At 68.1% G+C, this 23,635-nt stretch carries 23 protein-coding genes; 11 read left to right on the top strand and 12 right to left on the bottom strand.

The genetic code is table 11. The annotated features are described in order from the left end of the window. Nucleotide 1 precedes the first annotated feature (1 nt). The 6 genes from ACZ5ZX_RS22365 to ACZ5ZX_RS22340 all read right to left on the bottom strand — a co-directional run bounded on the left by ACZ5ZX_RS22365 (nucleotide 2) and on the right by ACZ5ZX_RS22340 (nucleotide 8,326). A complete protein-coding gene (locus tag ACZ5ZX_RS22365; protein WP_465503905.1) occupies nucleotides 2–1,711 on the bottom strand; it encodes a hydantoinase B/oxoprolinase family protein in 1,710 nt (569 codons plus the stop codon). Beyond that, nucleotides 1,708–3,768, bottom strand: a complete 2,061-nt coding sequence (locus ACZ5ZX_RS22360; RefSeq protein WP_465503904.1) for a hydantoinase/oxoprolinase family protein — start codon at nucleotides 3,766–3,768, stop codon at nucleotides 1,708–1,710. Before ACZ5ZX_RS22360 ends, ACZ5ZX_RS22365 begins: the two co-directional genes overlap by 4 nt. Beyond that, on the bottom strand, nucleotides 3,765–5,396 hold the full coding sequence (locus ACZ5ZX_RS22355) for a thiamine pyrophosphate-binding protein (RefSeq protein ID WP_465503903.1): 1,632 nt from the start codon (nucleotides 5,394–5,396) through the stop codon (nucleotides 3,765–3,767). Before ACZ5ZX_RS22355 ends, ACZ5ZX_RS22360 begins: the two co-directional genes overlap by 4 nt. Before the next feature lie 153 nt (nucleotides 5,397–5,549). After that, nucleotides 5,550–6,179, bottom strand: coding sequence for an MSMEG_1061 family FMN-dependent PPOX-type flavoprotein (locus tag ACZ5ZX_RS22350; protein WP_465503902.1), 630 nt, complete (start codon nucleotides 6,177–6,179; stop codon nucleotides 5,550–5,552). Continuing rightward, complete coding sequence (locus ACZ5ZX_RS22345) at nucleotides 6,172–7,329, bottom strand: NAD(P)/FAD-dependent oxidoreductase (RefSeq protein WP_465503901.1); 1,158 nt, start codon at nucleotides 7,327–7,329, stop codon at nucleotides 6,172–6,174. The genes ACZ5ZX_RS22350 and ACZ5ZX_RS22345 overlap by 8 nt, the downstream gene beginning before the upstream one ends. After that, nucleotides 7,313–8,326, bottom strand: coding sequence for a glutathione S-transferase family protein (locus tag ACZ5ZX_RS22340; protein ID WP_465503900.1), 1,014 nt, complete (start codon nucleotides 8,324–8,326; stop codon nucleotides 7,313–7,315). Before ACZ5ZX_RS22340 ends, ACZ5ZX_RS22345 begins: the two co-directional genes overlap by 17 nt. A 95-nt stretch (nucleotides 8,327–8,421) precedes the next feature. Here ACZ5ZX_RS22340 and ACZ5ZX_RS22335 point away from each other — a divergent pair, with 95 nt between their 5' ends. After that, nucleotides 8,422–9,798, top strand: a complete 1,377-nt coding sequence (locus ACZ5ZX_RS22335) for a WS/DGAT/MGAT family O-acyltransferase (protein WP_465503899.1) — start codon at nucleotides 8,422–8,424, stop codon at nucleotides 9,796–9,798. Between the two features lie 62 nt (nucleotides 9,799–9,860). Here the strand turns inward: ACZ5ZX_RS22335 and ACZ5ZX_RS22330 are convergent, their stop codons facing one another. Then, nucleotides 9,861–10,850 (bottom strand): PQQ-dependent sugar dehydrogenase, encoded by a 990-nt coding sequence (locus ACZ5ZX_RS22330; protein ID WP_465503898.1) that lies wholly within the window; start codon nucleotides 10,848–10,850, stop codon nucleotides 9,861–9,863. A 314-nt stretch (nucleotides 10,851–11,164) separates the two neighbouring features. Between ACZ5ZX_RS22330 and pqqA the strand changes: the two genes are divergently transcribed. From pqqA to pqqB, 5 genes are all read left to right on the top strand, one after another. Continuing rightward, nucleotides 11,165–11,260 (top strand): pyrroloquinoline quinone precursor peptide PqqA, encoded by a 96-nt coding sequence (gene pqqA, locus ACZ5ZX_RS22325; protein ID WP_007033797.1) that lies wholly within the window; start codon nucleotides 11,165–11,167, stop codon nucleotides 11,258–11,260. Nucleotides 11,261–11,346: 86 nt separating this feature from the next. Next, nucleotides 11,347–12,033: a pyrroloquinoline-quinone synthase PqqC gene (pqqC, locus tag ACZ5ZX_RS22320; protein WP_465503897.1), complete on the top strand. Its 687-nt coding sequence runs from the start codon at nucleotides 11,347–11,349 to the stop codon at nucleotides 12,031–12,033. Next, the gene (pqqD, locus tag ACZ5ZX_RS22315; protein ID WP_465503896.1) at nucleotides 12,030–12,302 is read left to right on the top strand and encodes a pyrroloquinoline quinone biosynthesis peptide chaperone PqqD; all 273 of its coding nucleotides are present in this window, start codon (nucleotides 12,030–12,032) and stop codon (nucleotides 12,300–12,302) included. Before pqqC ends, pqqD begins: the two co-directional genes overlap by 4 nt. Further along, a complete protein-coding gene (gene pqqE, locus ACZ5ZX_RS22310; RefSeq protein WP_465503895.1) occupies nucleotides 12,293–13,381 on the top strand; it encodes a pyrroloquinoline quinone biosynthesis protein PqqE in 1,089 nt (362 codons plus the stop codon). The genes pqqD and pqqE overlap by 10 nt, the downstream gene beginning before the upstream one ends. Further along, on the top strand, nucleotides 13,378–14,241 hold the full coding sequence (gene pqqB, locus ACZ5ZX_RS22305) for a pyrroloquinoline quinone biosynthesis protein PqqB (RefSeq protein ID WP_465503894.1): 864 nt from the start codon (nucleotides 13,378–13,380) through the stop codon (nucleotides 14,239–14,241). Before pqqE ends, pqqB begins: the two co-directional genes overlap by 4 nt. On the opposite strand, the gene ACZ5ZX_RS22300 is transcribed toward pqqB, so the two are convergent. Continuing rightward, nucleotides 14,238–15,206, bottom strand: a complete 969-nt coding sequence (locus ACZ5ZX_RS22300; protein WP_465503893.1) for an aldo/keto reductase — start codon at nucleotides 15,204–15,206, stop codon at nucleotides 14,238–14,240. The genes pqqB and ACZ5ZX_RS22300 overlap by 4 nt on opposite strands. A gap of 114 nt (nucleotides 15,207–15,320) precedes the next feature. On the opposite strand from ACZ5ZX_RS22300, the gene ACZ5ZX_RS22295 reads away from it, so the two are divergent. Together ACZ5ZX_RS22295 and ACZ5ZX_RS22290 are read left to right on the top strand one after the other, a co-directional pair. After that, a complete protein-coding gene (locus ACZ5ZX_RS22295; RefSeq protein ID WP_465503892.1) occupies nucleotides 15,321–15,839 on the top strand; it encodes a helix-turn-helix domain-containing protein in 519 nt (172 codons plus the stop codon). Then, nucleotides 15,836–17,056 (top strand): MFS transporter, encoded by a 1,221-nt coding sequence (locus tag ACZ5ZX_RS22290; protein ID WP_465503891.1) that lies wholly within the window; start codon nucleotides 15,836–15,838, stop codon nucleotides 17,054–17,056. The genes ACZ5ZX_RS22295 and ACZ5ZX_RS22290 overlap by 4 nt, the downstream gene beginning before the upstream one ends. Nucleotides 17,057–17,107: 51 nt before the next feature. Here ACZ5ZX_RS22290 and ACZ5ZX_RS22285 read toward each other — a convergent pair whose 3' ends face one another. Next, nucleotides 17,108–18,484, bottom strand: a complete 1,377-nt coding sequence (locus tag ACZ5ZX_RS22285; protein WP_465503890.1) for an amidase — start codon at nucleotides 18,482–18,484, stop codon at nucleotides 17,108–17,110. Between the two features lie 7 nt (nucleotides 18,485–18,491). Continuing rightward, nucleotides 18,492–19,481, bottom strand: coding sequence for a D-2-hydroxyacid dehydrogenase (locus tag ACZ5ZX_RS22280; protein ID WP_465503889.1), 990 nt, complete (start codon nucleotides 19,479–19,481; stop codon nucleotides 18,492–18,494). Between the two features lie 98 nt (nucleotides 19,482–19,579). Between ACZ5ZX_RS22280 and ACZ5ZX_RS22275 the strand changes: the two genes are divergently transcribed. Genes ACZ5ZX_RS22275 through ACZ5ZX_RS22265 form a run of 3 tightly spaced genes read left to right on the top strand, consistent with a single transcriptional unit; the run spans nucleotide 19,580 to nucleotide 21,830 of the window. Then, the gene (locus tag ACZ5ZX_RS22275; protein ID WP_465503888.1) at nucleotides 19,580–20,320 is read left to right on the top strand and encodes a maleate cis-trans isomerase family protein; all 741 of its coding nucleotides are present in this window, start codon (nucleotides 19,580–19,582) and stop codon (nucleotides 20,318–20,320) included. A gap of 43 nt (nucleotides 20,321–20,363) precedes the next feature. After that, the gene (locus ACZ5ZX_RS22270; RefSeq protein WP_465503887.1) at nucleotides 20,364–21,134 is read left to right on the top strand and encodes a maleate cis-trans isomerase family protein; all 771 of its coding nucleotides are present in this window, start codon (nucleotides 20,364–20,366) and stop codon (nucleotides 21,132–21,134) included. Nucleotides 21,135–21,137: 3 nt separating this feature from the next. Beyond that, on the top strand, nucleotides 21,138–21,830 hold the full coding sequence (locus ACZ5ZX_RS22265) for a GntR family transcriptional regulator (protein WP_465503886.1): 693 nt from the start codon (nucleotides 21,138–21,140) through the stop codon (nucleotides 21,828–21,830). A 4-nt stretch (nucleotides 21,831–21,834) separates the two neighbouring features. On the opposite strand, the gene ACZ5ZX_RS22260 is transcribed toward ACZ5ZX_RS22265, so the two are convergent. Both ACZ5ZX_RS22260 and ACZ5ZX_RS22255 read right to left on the bottom strand, forming a co-directional pair. Further along, entirely contained in the window at nucleotides 21,835–22,311 is a 477-nt protein-coding gene (locus ACZ5ZX_RS22260; RefSeq protein WP_465503885.1) for a DUF4262 domain-containing protein, read from the bottom strand. A gap of 229 nt (nucleotides 22,312–22,540) precedes the next feature. Beyond that, nucleotides 22,541–23,626, bottom strand: coding sequence for a tartrate dehydrogenase (locus ACZ5ZX_RS22255; protein WP_465503884.1), 1,086 nt, complete (start codon nucleotides 23,624–23,626; stop codon nucleotides 22,541–22,543). Nucleotides 23,627–23,635: the final 9 nt, after the last annotated feature.

Genomic DNA, 23,635 nt, shown 5'->3' with positions numbered 1-23,635 from the left:
CTCATTTCCTCCCTCTCGACGAAACCGCTGTGTAGTCCTCCGGAAGGCGCACCAGCGCCTCGGGATCTCCGTGATAGGTGACCTCGACGCCGTAGAGTTCGCGCGCCGCTCTCACTGAGATGTATCCGTCGACGACGTCGGCGAGCACGGCTTCCAGGTCCCGTTCGAACGGGTCGCCGTAACCCCCGCCGCCCGGGAGGAACACGTTCACCACGTCGTCCGGCCGCAGGTTCACCCGGCTCTTCGACGGCAAAGGACCGCGGGCCAGCTCGAACCGGCCCATCGCCCCGTCGTATCCCGAGTCCACTCCGGACGCCGGTCGGCGCACCCGGTCGACGTTTCCGTTGACGCTCCAGGAGATCTCACCTCGAGCGGCCATGGTGGTGCACTGGCCGAGGCCGCCGCGCCATTTTCCGGCGCCGCCCGAGTCCGTGCGCAGCACCCGTTCACGCTGGATCAGCGGTGCCATCGTCTCGATGACCTCCGTGGGCGTTGACCGCAGCCCGCTCGGGAAACCGGTGGTGTTCAGTCCGTCCTTGGTCGCCCGTGCGCCGATCCCGCCGGTCTGGAAGACGTTGAGCATGAACTCGCGGCCCTCGGCGTCGGCACCGCGCCAGATGGTCATCCACAACGCGTCCGCGCTGTGCGCCAAAGCGTTACCGGGCAACGCTTCGTGCAGCGCGGTGATCAGCAGGGACGGCAGGAAATGCCCGATCAGATGCCGGGACGCCACCGGAGCGGGCGGCGTGCAGTTGAGCACCGATCCCTCCGGCGCGGTGACGTGCACCGGCCGGAACGAACCCGCGTTGTGCGGTACTTCGGGAGCGATCGCCGCCTTGACCGCGAACGAGGCGTACGCCCGTGTGTAGTTGAGGACGACGTTGATCCCGCGACGGCTCTGCGGCGACGATCCGCCGAAGTCGAGGTGGATGTCTTCGCCGTCGATGGTCACGGTGACCTTGAGGACCACTTCTTCGTCGTCGAAGCCGTCGGTCGCCAGTTCGCTGCTGTACGTGCCGTCCGGCAGATTCGCCAGAGCGTCCCGCAGCGCGCGCTCGGAGCGGTTCATGATCTCCGCGGCGACTTCGTCGAGCGAGTCGAGGCCGAATTCCTCCAGCAGCCGCACCAAACTCGCGGCGCCGACCTCGTTCCCGGTGACCTGCGCGTACAGATCGCCGATGGTCTCCTCCGGAGTGCGCACGTTCGCCCGGATCACCGAGGCCAGATCCGCGTTGACCTCGCCCGCGCGGAGGAACTTCATGATCGGCAGCCGCAGCCCCTCTTCGAAGACCTCATCGGCCTCGGCCGAAACCAGCCGTCCGCCGATATCCGGTGCGTGGCAACAGGAAGCGAACCAGGCGACCAGCCGTCCGCGCAGGAACACCGGGGTGGCCACGGTGATGTCGTTGATCTGCCCGGCGGTCTGCCAGGGATCGTTGGTGAGCAGGACGTCGCCCGGCTCCAAGGTCTCCGGCGGGTACGCGGCGACGAAGTGGTGCATCCCGGTCGCCATCGCGTTGATGTGGCCGGGGGTCCCGCCGACGGACTGGCCGATCATCTCGCCACGCGAATCGAACACCGCGCAGGCGAGGTCGAGCGATTCCCGCACCACCGAGGAGAACGCCGTGTTGACGAGCGCGTTCTGCTGTTCGGTCAGGATCGAATGCAGCCGGTTTCCCAGCACTCCCACCAGAATCGGGTCGACGCTCATACCGTCACCACCAGACTGGCGTCCTCGCCGACCACGCATCGGGCACCGGGCGGAACGACCACAGTGGACTCGCGTTCCTCGACGATGGACGGCCCCTCGACGCTGTCACCGGGCTTGAGCCGGTACCGGTCGAACACCGCCGTGTCGACAAAGCCACCCTCGGCGGGAAAGTACGCCGGACGACCGCCTTTGCGCGGGTCGCCTTCGGCCGCCGTGCCCGCGAGTTTCACGGTGACTTCGGGTGCCGGGCCGGTGGAGACGACCCGCCAGTTGAGCACCTCGATCGCGACGTCCGGACCGGTTCGCCGATACAGCTTCCGGTAGGTCTCGGTGAACGCGTCGATCAGCGACTCCGGCCAGTTCCCGTTCTCGACCGGTACGCGGATCTCGTAGCCTTGCCCGGAATACCGCATCTCGGCGACCCGTCGGTGTGTCACCTTCGCACCGTCCACACCGGACTTCTCCAGCAGTTCCGCGCCCTCGGCCTCCATCTCGGCGAACAGTGCTTCCACTTGCGCCCAAGAGAGATCGAGGACCGCCGCACGCGCCGAGCGCACGAAATCGAAAGCCAGTGGCGCGGTGAGGAAACCCGCCGCGCTCAGCACTCCGGCCGCGGGCGGCGCGACGACCTCGGGAGCGCCGAGTGCTCGCGCCACGCCGACGCCGTGCACCGGCCCGGCACCACCGAAGGTGAACATCGGCAGCTTCGCCGGATCCTTGCCGCGTTCGACGGCGTGCACGCGCGCCGCGTTCGCCATGTCCTCGTTGACGCTGGTGTGAATACCCCAGGCGGCCTCTTCGACACTGACTCCGAGCGGGCCGGCGATCTTCGACCGGATGGCTTCCCGCGCGGCCACGGCGTCCAAAGCCATTCCGCCGCCGAGGAAATACGCGGGATCCAGATAGCCGAGCACGAGATCGGCGTCGGTCACGGTGGGCTCGGTGCCGCCTCGTCCATAGCAGACCGGGCCCGGTGCGGAACCAGCCGAATCCGGGCCGACAGTGAGCAGGCCGAGCGCGTCGATCCGGGCGATCGAGCCGCCGCCGACACCGATCTCGATCATGTCGGTGACCGGTACCTTGACCGGCAGCCCGGAGCCCGGCAGCAACCGGTACTTCCGGTCCACTTCGAACTCGTGTGTCACCAGCGGCGCACCACCGGAGATCATGCACAACTTCGCCGTGGTGCCACCCATGTCGAAGGCCAGCAGATCCTCGACACCGGCCGCGGCACCGATGGCGGACGCGGCGAGCGCCCCGCCAGCGGGACCGGATTCCAGGATGCGGATCGGGTAGCGCGCGGCGGTGTCGACGGTCGCGATCCCGCCGTTGGACAGCATGATGTGCGGCGACGGCCGCACCCCCGCTTCGTGCAGCCGCCGTTCCAGATCACGAAGATAGCGCTCGGTGAGGTCCTGGACGTAGACGTTCGCAACCGTGGTGGAGGTGCGTTCGAACTCGCGGATCTCGGGGACGACCTCACTGGAGAGCGCGATCCGGAGCCTCGGTGCGACGTCCTTGAGCACCTCCGCCGCCCGGCGTTCGTGTGCCGGATTGGTGAAGGCGTGCAGGAAACAGATCGCCACCGCGTCGATCCCGCGGGCGTCGAGCTCGCGGCCGAGGCGCGCGACACGATCTTCGTCCAGTCCGGTGTGGACGGTCCCGTCGGCGAGGATCCGCTCGGGGACGTCGAACCGCAGATGCCGAGGGACCAGCGGTGCGGGGAGTTCGATGAGCAGGTCGTACAGCTCGTACCGATGTTCGCGCCGCATCTCCAGCACATCACGGAACCCGGCGGTCGCCAGCAGCGCGGTGTGTGATCCCTTGCGTTCGATCAGGGCGTTGGTGACGAGCGTGGTGCCGTGTACGAACTGCTCGATGTCGGCCGCGTCCAGCCCGGCGTCGGCGAGTGTCCTTTTCAGACCCTCTTCGACCGCGCGGGCGGGTTCGTCGTGCGTCGTCAGCACCTTGCCGACTGCGACGACACCGGTCTCGTCGAGCACGCAGAGATCGGTGAACGTCCCGCCGATGTCCACACCGACCCGGAGCCCGGTCACGAAGATTCCTTGCGATACCAGCGCGGGGAGGTGTTGAGCGGCGGCGCCATCTTCGCCCGGACGACCAGCACGTTCGGCTCGTCGGACTCGACGAACTCACCGAGCAGCCGCCGGAAAGCGCGCCCGAACCCGGAGACGCGGTCCGCGTGGACCCCGAACGACCGGGCGAGACCGACGAAATCGGGACTGTCCCAGTCGACGCCGCGTCGCGGCAGCCCGGCCCTGTCCTGGTCGTAGCGAAGCATCCCGTAGCCGCCGTCGTCGACGATGATCACGGTGACCGGCAGCTGCTCCTGCGCCAGCGTGGCGAGATCACCGCAAGCGAACAGGAAACCGCCGTCCCCGCTGACACAGATGGCGCGCCCGGCGCCCGCCGCCCCGGCACCGAGCGCGGCCGGGAACCCGTAGCCAAGCGTGCCCCAGCCCATCGGATAGGCGAGCTTGCGCGGGGCGCGGACGCGGTGGAAACCGCCGATCCAGTATCCGGCCACGCACATGTCCGCGACCACGACGGCGTCCTGCGGCAACACTTCGTCCAAAGTGGACAGCAGATCCGCTGCCTGCGGCTCCTCTTCCTTGATCCGCCGCCGGACCCGCGCGGAGACCTTGGCGAGCCTGCCGACGAGTGCCGCGATACCGGGCCGCTCCTCGACTTTCAGCGCCTCGGTGAGCGCGCGGGCGTCGCCGACCAGTGTGATGTCCGGCTGGTAGTTCTTGGCCGCGTCGTCGGGGTCGACGTTGATGGCGATGAGCTTCTTCGGCTTCGGCATCGACCAGTTCTGCGTCATCAGCCCGTCGAAGTCGGTGCCGATGGCGAGGACGACGTCGGCCTCGTCCCACAGGGCGCCGACCTCGGGCGCGTGCACGGGGTTCGGGGCGAGACAGGGATGATCGACCGACAGGAGCCCGCGAGCGCCGAACGTCGTGAGCACCGGCGCGGCCAGCCGTTCGGCGAGTTTGCCGATCACCTCACCGGCCTCCGCCCGCAACGCGCCGCCGCCCGCCCAGATCAGCGGCCGCTCCGCGGTGGCCAGCAACGCCTCGGCTTCGCTGAGATCCGGGATCTCGGGCGGTCGCGCGTGCGACCGCGGTGGACGGCGGGCCGGTGTCCGCTGCGACAGGAAATCGGTCGGGATACCGACGTAGACCGGCCCGCTCTGCGGCTGGAGCGCGAGCCGGGCCGCGCGGTGCAGGGTGGCGGCGACCTGATCGGCGCTCTGGACGGTGAACCCCGCCTTCGTGACCGGCGCGAACATCGCCTGCTGATCCGATGTCTCGTGCAGGACGCCGCGGACCACGCCGGGACGCCGCAGCGTGGACGGGATGTCGGTCGCGATGACCAGGATCGGCGCCGCGGAGGCCATCGCCTCGCCGACGGCGGCGAGTGTGTTCGCCGCGCCGGGCCCGGTGGTCACCAGGGCGACGCCGAGTTTCCCGGTCGCGCGGGCGTAACCGTCGGCCGCGTACCCGGCCGTCTGCTCGTGCCGGACCCCGACGAGCCGGATGTCCGTATCGGCCAGCGCCTCCCATAACGGCAGGTTGTGCACCCCGGGGAGACCGAAGACGACTTCGGTCCCCAGAGCGGTCAGCGCGTCGGCGAGATGCTGGGCTCCGGTGGGTGAAGGCACCCCGCCGATAGTGCCAGATCGTTCAACGATCCAGCAACCATCGGTGTAGCCGGAACCGTGCGGTGTGTTATGAACGGGACTTTCATTGCAAAATTTGCAATGAAAGTCCCGTTCATAACACCGCCCGGAGGTGTCCGATACCTCGAACGAGGCCTAGGAGTACAACCCGGCCGAGTAGGCGGCGGGAGCGTAATAGGCCTCCAGCTCGGCGATGCTGTCGTCCGGCCGCTCGAAGGTCTTGGAGATGACCGCGCGGGACGGCATCGCGCCGGGCGTCCACGTCTCGGGCTCCCAAAGCTTCGACCGCATGAACGCCTTCTGACAGTGGTGGAAGATCTCGTCGATGTCGACGACCAGCGCGAGCTTCGGCCGGTTCCCCTTCACGATCATGTCGTCGAAGAACGGCGCCTCGCGCACGAGCCGCGCGCGGCCGTTGATCCGCAGCGTGTCCCCTCGGCCGGGGATGAGGTAGATCAGCCCGACGTGCGGATTCGACAGCACGTTGTGGAATCCGTCGGCGCGGCGGTTGCCAGGGCGCTCCGGGATCGCGATCCGCGTGTCGTCCAGTACCAGCGTGAACCCGGCCGGGTCACCCTTCGGCGAGACGTCGCAGGTGCCGTCCGCCGCCGACGTCGCGATCAGCACGAACGGCGACTCCGCGAGCCACCGCCGATCCATCTCGTGCAGCTTCGGCCGCGCCTTGTTCGCGGTCCGCTCCAGCGGCGGCGGCAGGATCTCGCGCAGCTCCGCCTCGGTGGTGACCTCGACCATTCCCTCAGACAATGTTGTGCTCCCTCGTCACGGCCCGGTCGTCGGCGAAGCGCCGGACGTCGAGCTCGGTGATGTCGATGCCCGGGGCCCTCCCCAGGTAGAGGTCCCGCACGAGCTCCCCCACGGCCGGGCCCATCTGGAACCCGTGCCCCGAAAACCCGGTCGCGTAGAAGAACCGCGATACCTGGACGCTTTCGCCCACGATCTGGTTGCGGTCGGGGGTGACTTCGTACAGTCCCGCCCAACCACTGCGGATCCCCGCGTCGAGCACGGCTGGCACCCGCCGCGCGGCGATCTCGGCGAGCTTCGGCAGCCAGTCACCCGGCTGGTACCGGGTGTCGAAGCCGGGGTCGCCGTCACCGTCGCAGAAGGACATCGCCAGGCCGAGGCCTTCGCGGTGGAAGTAGAACGCCGACGGCATCTCGATGGTCAGCGGTACGGACGCGGGCAGGTCCGCGACCGGTCCGGTGAACACGACCTGCCGCCGGAACGGCCGGACCGGCAGCTCGACGCCGGCGAACTCGCCCACCCGCCCCGACCAGGCCCCCGCCGCGCAGACCACGGCGTTCGTGCGGACGAAACCGTCGCTGGTCCGGACACCGGTGATCTCGTCGCCGTCGCGTTCGATCCCGACCACCTCGACGCCGGTCTTCAGCACCGCGCCGTGCCCGCGGGCCGCCCGCGCGTAGCCCTGGACCGCTGAGTCGGGCGTGGCCTTCGCGTCCTCCGGCGACCACAGTGCCGCGACCACGCCTTCGGTGTCGATCAGCGGGGAGAACCGCCGCGCTTCGGCCGGTTCGACGAGCCTGCTGCGGACGCCGTAGGAGTTCTGCAGGTCGACACAGCGCTCGAATTCGGGCAGATCCGCGGGATCGGTGACCAGATACAGGTAGCCGTCGCGACGGAAGTCGATCTCGGTCCCGTACGTCTCGGCGAAGGAGGCGTACTCGGCCAAGCCGCGTAGCCCGATCTCGATGTTGACCCTGGTCGTGAACGACGACCGGATCCCGCCCGCCGCCTTCGCCGTCGAGCCCGCGCCCAGGCTGTCGCGTTCGAGCAGCAGCACCGAGACCCCGGCGGCGGCGAGCCGGTACGCGCAGGAGACCCCGATGATGCCGCCGCCGATCACGACGACGTCGGTGCGTTCAGGAAGTGACTCCATCTTCTGTCCCGATCCGTTCGTCCTCGGGCGGCGGTCCCGGCGGCGTGCCGTCGCCGAACGGGCGCCCGCCCAACTGCTCCCGGTGATGCGGGGTCGTCCAGCCGGACAGGTCCGGTCCCAGTGGGACGATCCGCGTCGGGTTCACCTGCTCGTGCACCGCGTAGTAGTGCCGCTTGATGTGGTCGAAGTCGACAGTGTCACCGAAGCCCGGCGTTTGGAAGAGGTCGCGGGCGTACGCCCACAGCACCGGCATTTCGGCCAGTTTGTTCCGGTTGCACTTGAAATGCCCGTGATAGACCGGATCGAACCGGACGAGCGTGGTGAACAGGCGGATATCCGCCTCGGTGATCGTGTCGCCGACGAGGTAACGCTGCCTTTCGAGGCGTTCGGAAAGCACGTCCAGCATGGTGAAGAGGCGATGATACGCGTCCTCGTACGCGGACTGCTTGGTCGCGAAACCGGCCTGGTAGACGGCGGCGTTGACGTCGGTGTAAACGCCCGCGTTGACGGCGTCGATCTCGTCGCGCAGCCGCTCGGGATACAGCTCCGGCGCGCCGGAGCGGTGCAGACTGGTCCATTCGGTGGAAAGATCCAAGGTGATCTGCGGATAGTCGTTGCTCACCAGCCGCCCGCTTGGAATGTCCACAATGGCCGGAACGCTGATCCCGCCGAGATAGTGCGGGTCGGCGGCGTGATAGGCCTCGGCCAGGTACTTGATGCCCAGCACCGGATCCCGGTCATCGGGATCGAGGGTGAACCGCCAGCTCTTGTCGTCCTGGATCGGGTCGGCGACGGCCACGCTCAGCGCGGACTCGAGGCCGAGCAGCCGCCGGACGACCAGCCCGCGGCTCGCCCAGGGACAGGCCCGGCTCACCACCAGGCGGTATCTTCCCGCCTCGACCGGCCAGCCGTCGCGGCCGTCGGCGGTGATGCGCGCGTCGAAATGGTTGGCGGATCGGCGGAACTCGCCCGTCTCCGGATCGGTCGGGATCGTCATGTGAGCCACCCTAAAGCGTGAGATGGTGGTTTCGGTGTGCGTAGACTCTGCCACCCGGCGTGCTCGCACGCCGCCGCGCGGAAGGTGGTCCGACGATGCCGTTGATGCCCGTGACCGACTCGATGTTCCTCCTCGTGGAGACGCGCGAACATCCGATGCACGTCGGCGGACTGCAACTGTTCAAGAAACCCGAGGACGCCGGGGACGACTATCTCCGTGACATCCGGCGGAAACTGCTCGATTCCGACAACATGCGCTCGGTGTTCCGGCGCCGTCCCGCCCGGCCGGTCAACACCGCGGGGCACCTCGCCTGGTCGACCGACACCGATCTCGAGCTCGACTACCACTTCCGCCATTCGGCGCTGCCCCAGCCCGGCCGGATCCGCGAACTGCTGGAACTGACCGGCCGCTGGCACAGCACCCTGCTCGACCGGCACCGCCCGCTCTGGGAGATCCACCTGGTGGAGGGTCTGCAGGACGGCCGGTTCGCGATCTACAGCAAGATCCACCACGCGCTGATGGACGGTGTTTCGGCACTGCGGCATCTGCAGGGCACGCTGTCGGACGACCCGTTCGATCTCGACTGCCCGCCGCCGTGGGGGTCCCGGCCCAAACCCGACGGGAGCCGCGACGGCAAGGCGTCCCCTTCGATGTTCCGGACCGTCGGCAAGACGTTCAACCAGCTCGCCGGCATCGCGCCCGCCGCGGTGAAGGTGGCGCGAGAGGCGTTCCAGGAGCACACCCTGACGCTGCCTTCGCAGGCGCCGAAGACGATGTTCAACGTGCCGATCGGCGGTGCCCGGCGGTTCGCGGCGCAGTCGTGGTCGCTCGACAGGGTGCGCAAGATCGCCACCGCGGCCGGGGTATCGCGCAACGACGTCGTCCTCGCGATGTGTTCGGGCGCGCTGCGCGACTACCTGATCGAACAGAACGCGCTCCCCGACGCGCCGCTGACCGCGATGGTCCCGGTGTCTTTGCGGCGTAAGGACACCGGTGATGCGGTGGGCAACAACATCGGCGCGCTGCTGTGCAACCTCGCCACCCACCTGACCGATCCGGCCGCGCGGCTCGCGGCGATCAACGCGTCGATGCGCAACGGGAAGAAGCTCTTCTCGGAACTGACGCCGCTGCAGACGCTGCTGCTGTCGGGGCTCAACGTCGCCCAGCTCGGCGTGTCCCCGATCCCGGGTTTCGTGAACAACACGAAACCGCCGTTCAACCTGGTGATCTCCAACGTGCCGGGGCCGCGCAAGCAGATGTACTGGAACGGCGCGTCGCTCGACGGCATCTACCCGGCGTCGGTGCTGCTCGACGGGCAGGCGCTGAACATCACGCTGACCAGCAACGGGGACAACCTCGACTTCGGCATCACCGGCTGCCGCCGGAGTGTCCCGCATCTGCAGCGCATCCTGACCCACCTCGACACCGCGCTCGCCGAACTCGAGCACGCGGTCGCCGTACCTCGCGTTTAGTCCGCTGAATGCGGTAGTCCGACGCTGAACCACCGCATTCAGCGGACGAAACGCGCCGGGTGCTAGCTGCCGTCGGAGACGTAGATGGCGCCCGGCGTGATCGTGTACAGCTGGCCGTCGGGCCCGGCGACCTCGTCACGCGTACGGCCGAGGTTGGTCCAGAGCTTGCCGCCGTTGCCGTTCAGGTCGAGCTTGTAGGTACCGCCCTTGAGCGAGGCCATGTACAGCGAGCCCTTGTAGGCCGCGAGTCCGCTCGGTGTCGCCGAGGACGTCGGCCAGGCCTTGACGGGGTTGGTCATCCCCGCCGTGTTGCACGGGCCTTCGCAGGTCGGCCAGCCGTAGTTCTTGCCGGGTTCGATCTTGTTGAGCTCGTCGAGCCTGTTCGCGCCGATGTCGGAGTTGTACAGCTGCCCGTTCACCCAGGTCAGCCCCTGGACGTTGCGGTGGCCGTAGGAGTAGACGCGGCTGTTGAACGGGTTGCCCGGCGCGGGCGCGCCGTCGGTGGTGACCCGCAGGACCTTGCCGCCGAGGGAGTTCTTGTCCTGCGCGTTGGCGCCGTTCTGGCCGTCGCCGGTGCCCGCGTAGAGGTAGCCGTCCGGGCCGAACCTGATCCGCCCGCCGTGGTGGTACTGCGAACCACGCGGGATGCCGGTGACGATCGGCGTCGGCGTCTGCCCCAGCTTCAGCTTGGCGATGCGGTTGTCGGAACTGGTCGTGTAGTAGATGAAGACCGTCTGGTCGGTGGCGTACTGCGGCGAGACGGCGATGCCGAGCAGACCGGCCTCCGCCGTGACGCTCACCCCGGGAATGGTCTGCACCGTGGTGACCTTGCCCGCCTTGTCGATCTTGCTGATCGTCTTGGCGTCCTTCTGTGTGAAGAGACCGGTGCCGTCGGGCAGGAAGTCGATCGACCAGGCCTGGTTGAGCCCGCTCGCGAGCTGTCTGATCGCCTGGACGGACGGCGCTTCGGCCGCCGTCGCGGCCGGAACGGCGACGACCGCCGCGGCCGTCATGGCGGCGAACGTGGCGGCGAGAGTACGACATGAGGACATGGGACGCCTCCTTCAGCTACACCCCTGGAGCCCGGATGGCGGCGGATGACGGGCGGTCGGGGGACGCCCGTCGGGTTGGATACAAACACACCACAGGACGAAACGGACACCACTGGACGGGCTAAGGCAAGCGCTTTCCGTTAACCGTTGTGTGCGCCGAGCGTGACCGGCGGGAGGACTCGATCGGCCATAGGTAGGAAACTTTACAAAACCCGCCCGGAACTTGGCTCTTACGTCTGGTCAGAATCGGCGGCCCGCTTCTAGGGTGACGGGGCTCGGCCCTGTTCGATCCCATGTGGACGTTAGGAGCGGAAATGATCGAAACCATCGAGGTATGGACCACCCCCGACTTCGTCGAGTACGAAACCCCCATGGAGGTCACCGCTTACGCGGCCCGCATGGAGGACTGATTTCGCATCCGGTGGTGGGGGCCGTTCCCCCACCACCGCGCCGCCGTCCCGATCAACGAGCCGTTGGAGGCAGCACGGTGTCCCTCATGTCGTCGTCGGATTTCATCGCGGCCTTGCGCGGACTTTCCCACCGGTATTGGGGCACGCATCCCTTCCACCAGCGGATGCACGGCGGCGAACTCTCCGAGCACGAATTGAAGATCTGGGCGGCGAACCGCTGGTACTACCAGTGCGTCCTCCCGCAGAAGGACGCGGCGATCATCAGCAACTGCCCGCTGCCGGAAATCCGCCGCGAATGGCTGGACCGCATCGTCTATCACGACGGAGCGAAAGCCGGAGACGGCGGAGCCGAGCGATGGCTCCGGTTGTGCACCGCTGTCGGACTCGACCGCGAAGAGGTCCTCGACCAGCGGCACGTCGCCCCGGGGGTGCGATTCGCCGTCGACGCCTACGTGAATTTCGCGCGCACGAAACCTTGGCTCGAAGGGGTCGCTTCGGGGCTGACCGAAATGTTCGCCGGCCACCTCATGCAACGGCGGGTCGCCGACATGCTGGCGAACTACTCGTGGATCGCCAAGGAAGACCTTGCCTACTTCACCAATCGCATCGACAAGGTCTCCGGTGAAGGCAAAGGAACGCTCGACATCGTGGTGCGGCACGCCGTCACCCGCGAGCAGCAGGAGAAGGCGATCGCCGCGCTGTCGTTCAAGACCGACGTGCTCTGGTCCATGCTCGACGCCATCGAGCGCGCCGCGACCAAGGAACAGCGATGACCACCATCACCACCCGCTCCGTGCCGCGGCTGCGGCGCGGCGTGCGGCTGAGCTATGACCAGACCAGGGAAACGCACGTCCTGCTCTTCCCGGAAGGTGTGCTCGTGCCGAATCCGACGGCGGCCGCCGTACTCGGGCTTTGTGACGGCGAGGCGGACGTCGCCGCGATCGCGACCGCGCTCCGCGAGCGCTATTCCGGTGTCCGCGAAGAAGAGATCCTGGACGTCCTGACCCGGCTGGGAGAACGGCGGATCGTCGAATGGACCTGAACACCTCCACCGCCGCGCCGCCACTGGGGATGCTGGCCGAACTCACCCATCGCTGCCCGCTGCATTGCCCGTACTGCTCGAATCCGGTCGAACTGCTCGCCCGCGAAGACGAACTGTCCACAGAGGAGTGGCTGTCCGTACTCTCGCAGGCACGGGAACTCGGTGTGCTCCAGGTGCACATGTCCGGCGGCGAGCCACTCGCCCGGCCGGATCTGCCCATCCTGGTCGAGCACGCCACGGAACTGGGTTGCTACGTCAACCTGGTGACGTCCGGTCTCGGACTTACGGAGTCCAGATTGGACGATCTCGTGGCCCGCGGCATCGCGCATATCCAGTTGTCCGTCCAAGGCGCGACGGCCGAACGCGCGGACCGCCTCGCGGGCGCGCGGGCGCACGACCGGAAACTGGCCGTCGCCGGACTGATCAAGAAGGCGGGTCTGCCGCTTTCGGTGAACGTCGTCCTGCACCGGCAGAACCACGACCAGCTGGCCGAAATCATCGCGCTGGCCGAGGAAATGGGCGCGGACCGGCTCGAACTGGCCAACACGCAGTACTACGGCTGGGCCCTACGGAACCGCGACGCCCTGATGCCGACCAGACGCCAGCTCGACGAGGCCGAGCCGATCGTGCGCGCGGCCACCGACCGGCTGCGCGGCGGCATGGAGATCATCTACGTCGTCGCCGACTACTACGAGCAGTACCCCAAGCCGTGCATGTACGGCTGGGGCGCGCGGCAACTGACCGTGGCCCCCAACGGGGACGTGCTGCCGTGCCCGGCGTCGACAGCGATCAAGACGCTGGAGTTCGACAACGTGCGGACCATGCCGCTGGCCCGGATCTGGTACGAATCCGGTTCCTTCAACGCTTACCGCGGCGAGGACTGGATGCCGGACACCTGCGGGACCTGCGAGCGGCGCTCGATCGACTTCGGCGGCTGCCGGTGCCAGGCGTTCCAGCTCACCGGTGACCCCGCCGCGACGGACCCGGTGTGCTCACGTTCGCCGCATCGCGACGTCGTCGATCTCATCCTCGCCACGCCGCCTCGCACGGACGAACTGGTCATGCGGGCACCCCGATGAGGGTGGTCCTGCTCGGCACCGCGGCGGGTGGCGGTTTCCCGCAATGGAACTGCGCCTGCGCACTGTGCACTTCGGACGCTCCGCCCCGGACGCAGGACTGCGTCGCGGTGAGCGCGGACGGCAAGGGCTGGTACCTGCTCAACGCGTCGCCCGACATCCGCGCGCAGATCCTCGCCACGCCGCCGCTCCGTGCCGGGCCGGGGCCGCGAGAGATCCCGCTGCGCGGCGTGCTGCTCACCGACGCGGAGCTCGACCATTCGCTGGGCCTGCTCATGTTGCGGGAAGCCGGCGGACTTCCGGTGTGGGCACCGGAGGCGGTGCTTCACGCGCTGTCCGAGCAATTCCCCGCGCGGTCGATCATCGACGGCTACGGGGGCTGGGACTGGCTGCCGACGTCGAAGGTCGACATCGAGGGGCTCCGGGTGAGCGTGCTTCCGGTGAGTGACAAACGACCGAAGTACGCAAGCTCGTCCACAGAGGACGGTCCTTGGGTGGTGGCGTACCGGATCGAGGACGTCCGGACCGGCGGCGTCTTCGTGTACGCACCCTGCCTGAAGAGCTGGCCGGACGGATTCGACGAGTTCACTCGCGATGCGGGTCTGGTACTACTGGACGGGACTTTCCACGCGCCGGACGAGATGTCGGGGGCCACCGACGCCAAGGTCGGGGACGGCGCGCAATCGGCGATGGGGCATCTGCCGATCACCGGCAGTCTCGCGAAACTCCGGCCTGGTCCGCGTTGGGTCTATACCCATCTGAACAACACGAACCCGGTCGTCGACCCGTCCTCACCGGAGCACGCCGCCGTGCTGGACGGCGGCGCCTCACTTCCTTTGGACGGTACCGAGTTCAAGCTTTAAGCGACGCCTTCCGGACTGGCGCCCGACACGGGGACCGCGTCGGCGGTGAGCCGGTCGATCTCCGCGAGGTCGTCCGAGGTCAGGTCGACATCGGCCGCGGCGAGACTGGCTTCGATGTTGGCGGCCTTGCGCGCGCCCACGATCGCGACGTGCACGCCCGGCTGGGCGAGGGTCCACGCGATCGCGAGCTGACTGACCGAGATCCCCTTGTCCGCGGCGAATTCCTTGAGCCTGTCGACGACGGCGAGATTGCGCCGGAAGTTCTCTCCGGTGAACGCCGAGGATCGCGAACGCCAGTCGGTCTTCTCGAACGTCGTCTCCGGGGTGAAGGCCCCGGTGAGCAAGCCGCTGCCCAGCGGGCTGTAGACGAGCACGCCGATGTCGTTCTCCCGCGCGTACGGCAGCGGATCGGTCTCGATGTCCCGGCGGAACAGGTGGTACGGCGGCTGCAGGGTTTCGACCGGACGGGTCTTGTCGAAGTCGGCGAGCTGCGCGGCGTCGTAGTTCGAGACGCCGATGTGCCGGATCTTCCCCGCGTCGACGAACTCCTGGAGGATCCCCGCGGTCTCCTCGGCGGGCGCGTCGGAATCGGGCCAGTGGATCTGGTAGAGGTCGATGTGGTCGACGTCGAGGAAGCGGAGGCTGTCCTCGATTCCTTGCGTCAGCCACTCGCGCCGGGAGTCGCGTGGCCGTTCGGAACGCGGCTTGATGCCGCCCTTCGTGGCGATGACGATGTTGTCGCGGTCGCGTTTGAGTTCCTCGCGCAACGCCTTCCCGAGCAGCGCCTCGGATTTCCCGAAACCGTAGGCCTGGGCGGTGTCGAAGAAGCCGACCCCGAGTTCGCGGGCGTGGTGGATGGCGGCGATCGCCGCGTCCTCGTCGAAGGAACCCCAGTCCCCACCGAGCTGCCAGGTGCCGAAGGCGATCCTCGACACCTCGAGACCGCTCCGGCCCAATGTCGTCATACGCATGTCTCCAGCACAGCACAGACGTCGGTGCACCGCACCGGATCTCCCGGCCAACGAAACCCCCAAATAACTGTTTGCCGGTTGGCGTCCCGGCAGTCGATACTCGTCCCCATGCCGGATTCCCCGAGCCTCGAAGGGCTTCGCGTCCTCGCGCATCCCGTACGGCTGCGCATTCTGTCGCTTTTGACCGGTGCCGCGATGAGCGCGGCCGAAGCCGCCCGCGAACTCGGCGAGACACAGGCGAACGTCAGCTATCACGTGCGGCGGCTGCACGAGGCCGGACTGCTGGACGTCGCCGAGGAGGTCCGGATCCGGGGCGGGCTGGCGAAGCGCTACCGGCACGATCCGGAGTCCGGCAGGCGGTTCGCCTCGACGAATCCGGGGGAAGAGCAGCTGCTCATCGCGACGATGGCCGAAGAACTCATGCGCCGCAGCGAATTCCGGCTCCTCGGCGAACACGGCTCGATGACCGACGCGGAGATGTGGGTCGACCGCGGGACCTGGGAGAAGGCGCTCGGGCACGCGCGCGAGCTGAGCAGGCTTCTGCATTCGGCCGCGCGACCGCCCCGGACCCGCGGCACGATCCCGGTCAGCGCGACGGTCGCGATGTTCGAGATGGCGCGATCGTGACGTCACTGCGCGAGCCGCTGCGCCATCGCAACTTCCGCTGGCTGATCGGCGGCCGGACCTTCGGCGAGTTCGGCAACGCCGTCGCCCCGCTCGCCTTGGCGTTCGCGGTGATCGACCTGACGGGATCGGCCGTCGACATCGGCATCGTCGTCGGCGCGCGGTCGGTGGCGAGTGTGCTGTTGCTGCTGTTCGGCGGGGTGCTGGCGGACCGGCTGCCGCGATCGGTGATCCTGCAGGGCACCGAACTCGCCGCCACGCTGACCCAGGCGACCATCGCGGCGAGTGTCCTTTGTGGATTCGCTTCCGTCCCGTTGCTGGTCGCGCTGAGCGTGGTCAACGGCGCGGTGGCCGCGATCTCCGCACCGGCCTCGGCGTCACTCACCCCGCTGACGGTGCCCGTCGAACTGCTGGCACCGGCCAACGCGCTGGGCAGGTTGCTCTCGAACTCCGGCCGGATCGCCGGCGCCGGGATCGGCGGCCTCATGGTCACCGCGGTCGGCCCCGGCTGGGCGCTCGGCGGGAACGCGCTGCTGTTCCTGGGCTCGGCCCTGTCCTACCGGCGGATCCGCCTCAATCGCCGGGAACGGATCCCCGGCAGCCGTCCGCTGGCGGAACTCGCCGAAGGCTGGCGCGAGTTCCGGTCACGGACCTGGGTGTGGGTCGTGGTCGTCCAGTTCATGGTGGTGAACGCCGTCATCGCCGGCGGGATCGCGGTACTCGGCCCCCTCGTCGCCGACAGCACCTTCGGCCGCTCCGGCTGGGGATTCGCTCTCGCGGCACAGACGATCGGCTCACTGGTCGGCGGCGTCCTTGTCGCCCGCTGGCAACCGCGCCGCGCGTTGTTCATCGGAGTCGCGGTGATCCTCTTCGAGGCTCCGCCGTTGATCCTGCTCGGCCAGGCGCCCTTGCTGCCGCTGCTGCTGGCGGCCATGTTCGTCTCCGGCCTGGCGATCGAGCAGTTCGTGGTGGCGTGGGACGTCTCCCTGCAGGAGAACGTGCCCGAGGACAAACTCGCGCGTGTCTACTCCTACGACATGCTCGGTTCCTTCATCGCTCTGCCGCTGGGGCAGATGGCGGCGGGCCCGGCGGCGCAGCACTTCGGGATCGGCACGACGTTGCTCGCGTGCGCCGCGCTGGTCGTGGCCGCCACCTGCCTCGCCCTGTGCAGCGGGCAGGTGCGGGGCCTGGTCCGCAAAACCCACGCGGCCCGGCCCTGACCGCACGCCCTCACGAGCGATAGCAAAGGTCCCCTGCTCCCTTTCCGCAGGTCACGGCCAGGGACGGACCTCTTCGAGAAGTTTCGCGACCGCGAGCACCAGGTCGTCGGAGTGCCGGGGGCCGACGATCTGGAGGCCGACCGGGAGACCACTGGAGGTGCGGCCTGCCGGAACGCTGATGGCGGGCTGCTGGGTCATGTTGAACGGATAGGTGAACGGCGTCCAGTCCGGCCACCCGCTCAGCCCGCTGCCCGGCGGCACCTCGTGTCCGGCTTCGAAAGCGGGAATCGGGAGGGTCGGCGTGATCAGCACGTCGTAGCGCGTGTGGAACTCGCCCATCAGGATGCCCAGCGCGGCCCGCTCGGCGTTGGCGCCGAGGTAGTCGCTCGCCGAGAAGGTCTTGCCGAACTCCCACACCTTCCGCAGGCCCGGGTCGACCTTGGTCTCCGAACCGGCGGGGAAGGTGTCCAGCCACTTGGCCGCGCCCGTCGACCACAGGATGTCGAAGGCGTCCTTCGGGTCACTAAAGCCGGGATCGGCCTCTTCGATGTGCAGACCCGCGTCGCCCAGCGACTGGACGGCAGACTTGACGATCTCCGCGACCTCCGGGTCGACGTCGACGAAACCGAGCGTCGGCGAATAAGCGGCGATCAGCCCGCGCACGTCCCGGCGGACGGCCTCACGGAAGGTCGAGACGGGCGGAGCGAGCGCGGCCGGGTCGCGGTAGTCGGGCATCGCGAGGACATCGAGGAGCAGCGCGGTGTCGTCCACCGAACGAGCCATCGGGCCGGCATGAGACAGCGGGCCGAACGGGCTCGCCGGGAACAGCGGGATCCGGCCGTGTGTCGGTTTGAGGCCGACGATTCCGCAGAACGAAGCCGGAATCCGGATCGAGCCACCGCCGTCGGTGCCGACGGAGAGCTCGCCCATGCCCGCCGCGACGGCCGCGGCGCTCCCGCCGCTGGATCCGCCCGCCGTCTTCGACGGGTCGACTGGATTGCGGGTGACCCCGGTCAGCGTGTTGTCGGTGACACCCTTCCACGCGAGTTCCGGTGTCGTGGTCTTTCCCAGCAGTACCAAGCCGTTCTCACGCAGGCGCGCGGTGACCGGGCTGTCGACGTCCCACGGCTGGTCGGGGTCGATGCACCGCGAACCACGCAGCGTCGGCCAGCCCTGCGTCAGGAACATGTCCTTGATCGAGGCCGGGACACCGTCGAGCCAGCCGATCGGATTACCGTCGCGCCAGCGGACTTCGGACGCTTTCGCCTGCTCGAGTGCGCGCTCGGGATCGACAAGGCAGAAGGCGTTGGTATCGCCGTCGCGTTCTTCGATGACGCGCAACGCGTTCTGCGTGGTCTCGACCGGCGACAGTTCTCCGGTGGCGTACGCGGCGACCAGCTCGCTCGCGGTCAACTTGGTGTCGTTCATCCGGCCCCTAACCTTGGCGAAGCGTCTCCGACGGCACGTATCCGAGCCGCTTGTCCACGACGTTGCGCAGTGGCTCCCCCGCGCGCCAGCGACGGAAGTTGTCCGCGAACACCTCTACCAGAGTATTACGCCAGCCGACGAAGTCGCCCGACATATGCGGCGAGATCAGCACGTTCTCCATCGTCCACAAAGGACTTTCGGGCGGTAGCGGCTCGGTGTCGAAGACGTCGAGCGCCGCACCGCCGAGCGGTCCGTCCCGTAACGCGCCGACCAGGTCGGCGGTGACGACCAGTTCGCCGCGGCCCACGTTGACGAACCGCGCGCCGGGCTTCATCGCGGCGAAGGTCTCGGCGTCGAACATGCCCTTCGTCTGCTCGGTCAGAGGCGCGACCGCGACGACGTAGTCCGCCCCGGGAAGGTGGCGCGTCAGCTCCGAGGACGCGTACACGTCCCCGAAGTCAGGATCGTTCTCACGGGCACGGCGTCCGACGCCCGCCACCGACATCCCGGCCGCCCGCAGCAGCCGCGCGATCGACCGGCCGATCGGCCCGGTACCGACCACGAGGACCCGGCGGCCGTCGATCCGCTCGCTCTCCCGGTGCCGCCACTCCTTCCGCCGCTGCAGATCCCACGACCGGATGAAGTCCTTGGCGAAACTGAGGACGACACCGAGGACGTACTCGGCGATCGCCCCGTCGAACACACCGCGCGAGTTGGTGAGCACGACGTCGCTCTCCTGCAGGCCGGGGAAGAGCACCGGATCGACGCCGGCGCTGGCGATATGCAGCCAGCGCAGCTTGTCCGCAGCAGGCCAGGCGCCGGGAACCGCCGTTGACAGGAAGTCGTAGACGAAGAGCGCGTCCGCTCCGGATAACGCATCGGCCAACCCGGCCTCGTCGGTGTAACGAACCACCGCTCCGGCTTCGATAGCGCGCATGTCCGGTGGGCGTGCGTCTCCGCAGAGCACCGCCAGCACAGGGGTCTCCGAGGCGATCACGTTGACACCGTAAAAGTGGCTCGTATGATTGTCAACAATCCGAGGAACGACCCCCGGAGCACCGGACTGTGACTGCAGAAGTTTCCGGAGGCTGAGACTTGGATTTCGACTTACTGGAGTTCGAAGGGCCCTTGGCGCAACGCGGCATCGGCGTGATCGCTCCCTTCGACCTGGCCCTGGAACGCGAGCTGTGGCGCTGGGTGCCCATGGAGGTCTCCCTCCATCTGGCACGGACGCCGTATGAGCCCGTGCCCGTCAGCATGGAGATGGCCCAGCTCGTCAGCGACAGCAGACACCTCGCCGCCGCCACGAGGGACGTGCTCCACGTCGAGCCCGAAGTCGTCGCGTATCTGTGCACCTCCGGCAGTTTCGTCAACGGTGTGGACTACGAACGGTCCTTGACCAAGGCGATCTGTGACGCGGGCGCTCCGGACGCCGTCACCACCTCCGGAGCGCTGGCCGAGGTCCTGCACCAGCTCGACCTCCACCGGGTCTCGGTGCTGACGCCCTATGACGGCGACCTGACCGGGAAGCTGCACGACTTCCTGGACGAACTCGGCGTGCGGACCGTCTCGAGCGATCACCTCGGCCTGGGCGGCGGCATCTGGAAGGTCAGCTACCGGACCATCGCCGAACGCATCCTCGCCGCCGACCACGCCGACGCGGACGCCATCTTCGTCAGCTGCACCAACCTCCCCACCTACGATCTGATCGAGCCGCTCGAAAGCGCGCTCGGCAAACCCGTCCTCACCGCGAACCAGCTCACGATGTGGGCCTGTCTCCGGCGGATGCAGCTGCCGATCGTCGGGCCCGGCAAGTGGCTCCGCGAGGTCGATTGACCTCTTCCCCTACGATTGTCGACAATCTGCCTCCGGAGGTCCCGTGCCCAACACGCCGCTCACCCCGCCCGAGCCGCCGTCCGAGACGACCACGATCGGGTTCATCTACCCCGACCACGCCGCCGAAGACGACTACCCGCTCGCGGAACAGCTCCTCGGCGGCGACATGGCCGGGATCAAGCTGCCGGTCGAGCACATCTACGGGACCGATCTGCACGCCGTGCCCGAACTCTTGGACCTCGGCAGCGAAAGCCGTCTCGCCGACGGCGCCGCGCTACTGGCCAAGCACGAACCGGACGCGGTGGTGTGGGCATGCACCAGCGGCAGCTTCGTCTACGGCTGGGAAGGTGCCAGGGACCAGGCCGACCGGCTGGCCGCCGTCGCGGGCGTCCCGGCGTCGAGCACCTCCTTCGCCTTCGTCCACGCCGCTCAAGCGCTCGGTGTCCGGCGGGTCGCGGTCGCCGCCAGCTACCCGGACGACGTCGCCCGGTTGTTCGTCGACTTCCTCGGCGCCGGCGGGATCGAAGTGGTCTCGATGGGCAGCGCGGACATCGACACCGCCGCCGAGGTCGGCGAACTCAGCCCGCAGGCGGTCGTCGAACTCGCGGTGAGCCGCGACCACCCGGACGCTGACGCACTGCTCGTCCCCGACACGGCCATGCGCACCCTCGGCGAGATCAACACGCTCGAAACGCGGCTCGGCAAGCCGGTGCTGACAGCCAATCAGGTCACCGTCTGGGAAGGCCTGCGGCTCACCGGGAAGTCCCCGCTCGTCCGCACCCTGGGCGCATTGTTCGGGCAGAGAGGCAACTGAACCATGTCCTTGCCGGATATCGAGCCGGTCAGCCGGGAATCGACCGCCGGGATCATCGCGCGCCAGCTGCGGGACGCGATCATGACCGGCGCCCTTCCGCCCGGTACCCAGCTCGGCGAGACCGAACTGGCCTCCCGATTCCAGGTCTCGCGAGGGCCGTTGCGGGAGGCGATGCAGCATCTCGTCTCCGAAGGGCTCCTGCGCAGCGAGCGCCACCGCGGCCTGTTCGTGATCGACCTCGAACCCGGCGACGTCTACGACATCTACTCGGCACGCTCGGCCATCGAACGCGCCGCGATGCTGCGGGCGCTGCGTGGCGACCGGGAGAAGGTCGCCGACGAACTCGAACAGGCCGTCGGGGCCATGGCCGTCGCCGCCGACGACGACGATCCGACCGCGCTCTCCTGGGCGGACCTCCGCTTCCACGAAGCACTGATCGCGGCCTCCGGCAGCAAGCGGCTCGTGCGGATGGCGCGCACCCTGCTGATCGAGACGCGGATGTGCCTCACCGCGCTGCAGGGGACCTATCAGCGGGTCGAAGAACGGGTCACCGAACACACCCGGATCATCGAGGCCCTGCGCGCAGGTGACGAGGAGACCGCGCTGTCGCTGCTGGAAGCCCATATGGAGGACGCCGTCCAGCGGCTGGCGCCGGGGACCAGCCTGCGGGTGGGCGAGGCTCCCGCGGTTCCTTAGGGATTCAGCCACGGCCACGCGCTCCCAGCACCGGCTGCCCGCCCGTCCCACCGCGGAACTCCCTGTCCCACGGCCAGTTCCCGTGCTCGTCCTCGTAAACCAGTTGCAGGGCACGGAAATCGGGGCCGTACAGGAGGACGGCGGTGAGCATGTGCGCCGACGGCGAACCGAGCGAAACGACCTCGAACGCCGGCCAGCCGACCTCCGCCGGCAGCACCTCACCGGGTTCCGGCGGGCCCGACCGGACGATCCGCTGAGCGAAATAGTTCAGCAGCTGCCCGGATCTTCGCTCTCTCAGCCCGGTGACGACGAGTTCCGGCAGCCCGGCGTCGGTGAGCCCGACCGTGTACGCGAAGCCGGGTTGGGCGTACCCGCGCTCGACGGTCTGCACCATCCAGCCGTACTTCCGGATCAGCGGACGGACCTCCTCGGCGAGGTAGTCGTCGCGTGTCTTCCCGGGGTTGTCGCAATGCCAGCACATCGGCACTCCTCCAGTCGTCGAATGCGGTGACCGACACTGTGCACCGGGGCACCGACAAAAACCGACGGCTCGGAGTTGGACCTTCCTTTCCGACTCGACCAGCGAAGTCCGAACTCGCCGATGCCATGAACGGGACTTTCATTGCGAATTTCGCAATGAAAGTCCCGTTCATGGCATCACTGGCGAGAAATGTGCCGCGTGGGACTTGACACGCCTCTATGGGAATGGTTCAAGATAGAGCGGCGACCACCGCGGACCCGAGTTCGGCGGTGGTGGACTTCCCGCCGAGGTCCGGGGTCTGCACGGCCCCCTCCTCGAGAACCTTCTCCACCGCAGCGTGAATGTCTTGTGCCGCAGCGGTTTCTCCGAGATGGTCGAGCAGCATCGCCCCCGCCAGGATCTGCGCCACCGGATTCGCGATGCCCTGTCCGGCGATGTCGGGAGCGCTACCGTGCACAGCCTCGAACATGGAAGGAAACTCCCCGGAGGGATTGATGTTGCCCGAAGGCGCCATTCCGAGCCCACCCGTCACGGCCGCCGCCAGGTCGCTCAGGATGTCGCCGAAGAGATTGGAAGCGACCACGACGTCGAGCCGGTCCGGCGCCTGCACCATCCGCGCGGCGAGCGCGTCGACATGGCACTGTTCTGCTCGCACGTCCGGATATTCCGAGGCGATTTCGGAAAAGATCTCGTCCCAGAACGGCATCGAGTGAATGAGCCCGTTGGACTTCGTCGCCGAGCAGACCCGTCCAGTCCTCGTCTTCGCCAGTTCGAAGGCGTAGCGGACGATCCGCTCCACCCCGACCCGCGTGAACACGGATTCCTGTAAGACGAACTCGTTGCCCTGCCCACGATTGTGCCTGCCGCCGATCTCCGAGTATTCGCCCTCGGAGTTCTCGCGGACGATCACCATCTCCAACTCTTCGGCGCTCCGGCCTGCCAGCGCCGAGGTCGTACCCGGCAGCAACCGGACCGGCCGGAGGTTGACGTACTGGGTGAACGCGCGCCGCACCGGAATGAGGAGGCCCCACAACGAGACATGGTCCGGGACACCGGGAAAGCCGACGGCGCCGAGAAGGATCCCGTCGAACCGGGAAAGCTGCTCGATCCCGTCCTCGGGCATCATCGAACCGGTTTTGGTGTACCGCTCGCAGCTCCAGTCGAATTCCTTCCAGGACAAGGAGAAACCATGTGAAGCCGCCGCGCGGTCGAGGACCTTGCGCGCCTCGACTGTGACATCGACACCGATCCCGTCGCCGGGAATGCTGGCGATCCGATAAGAAGTCCCTGCTCGAGATGTCCCTACTTGAGACATCCCTACTTG

The sequence above is a fragment of the Amycolatopsis sp. NPDC033938 genome, assembly GCF_055575975.1.
Note: the sequence above shows the minus strand (reverse complement) of the source record. Positions and strands in the feature narration are given on the sequence as shown.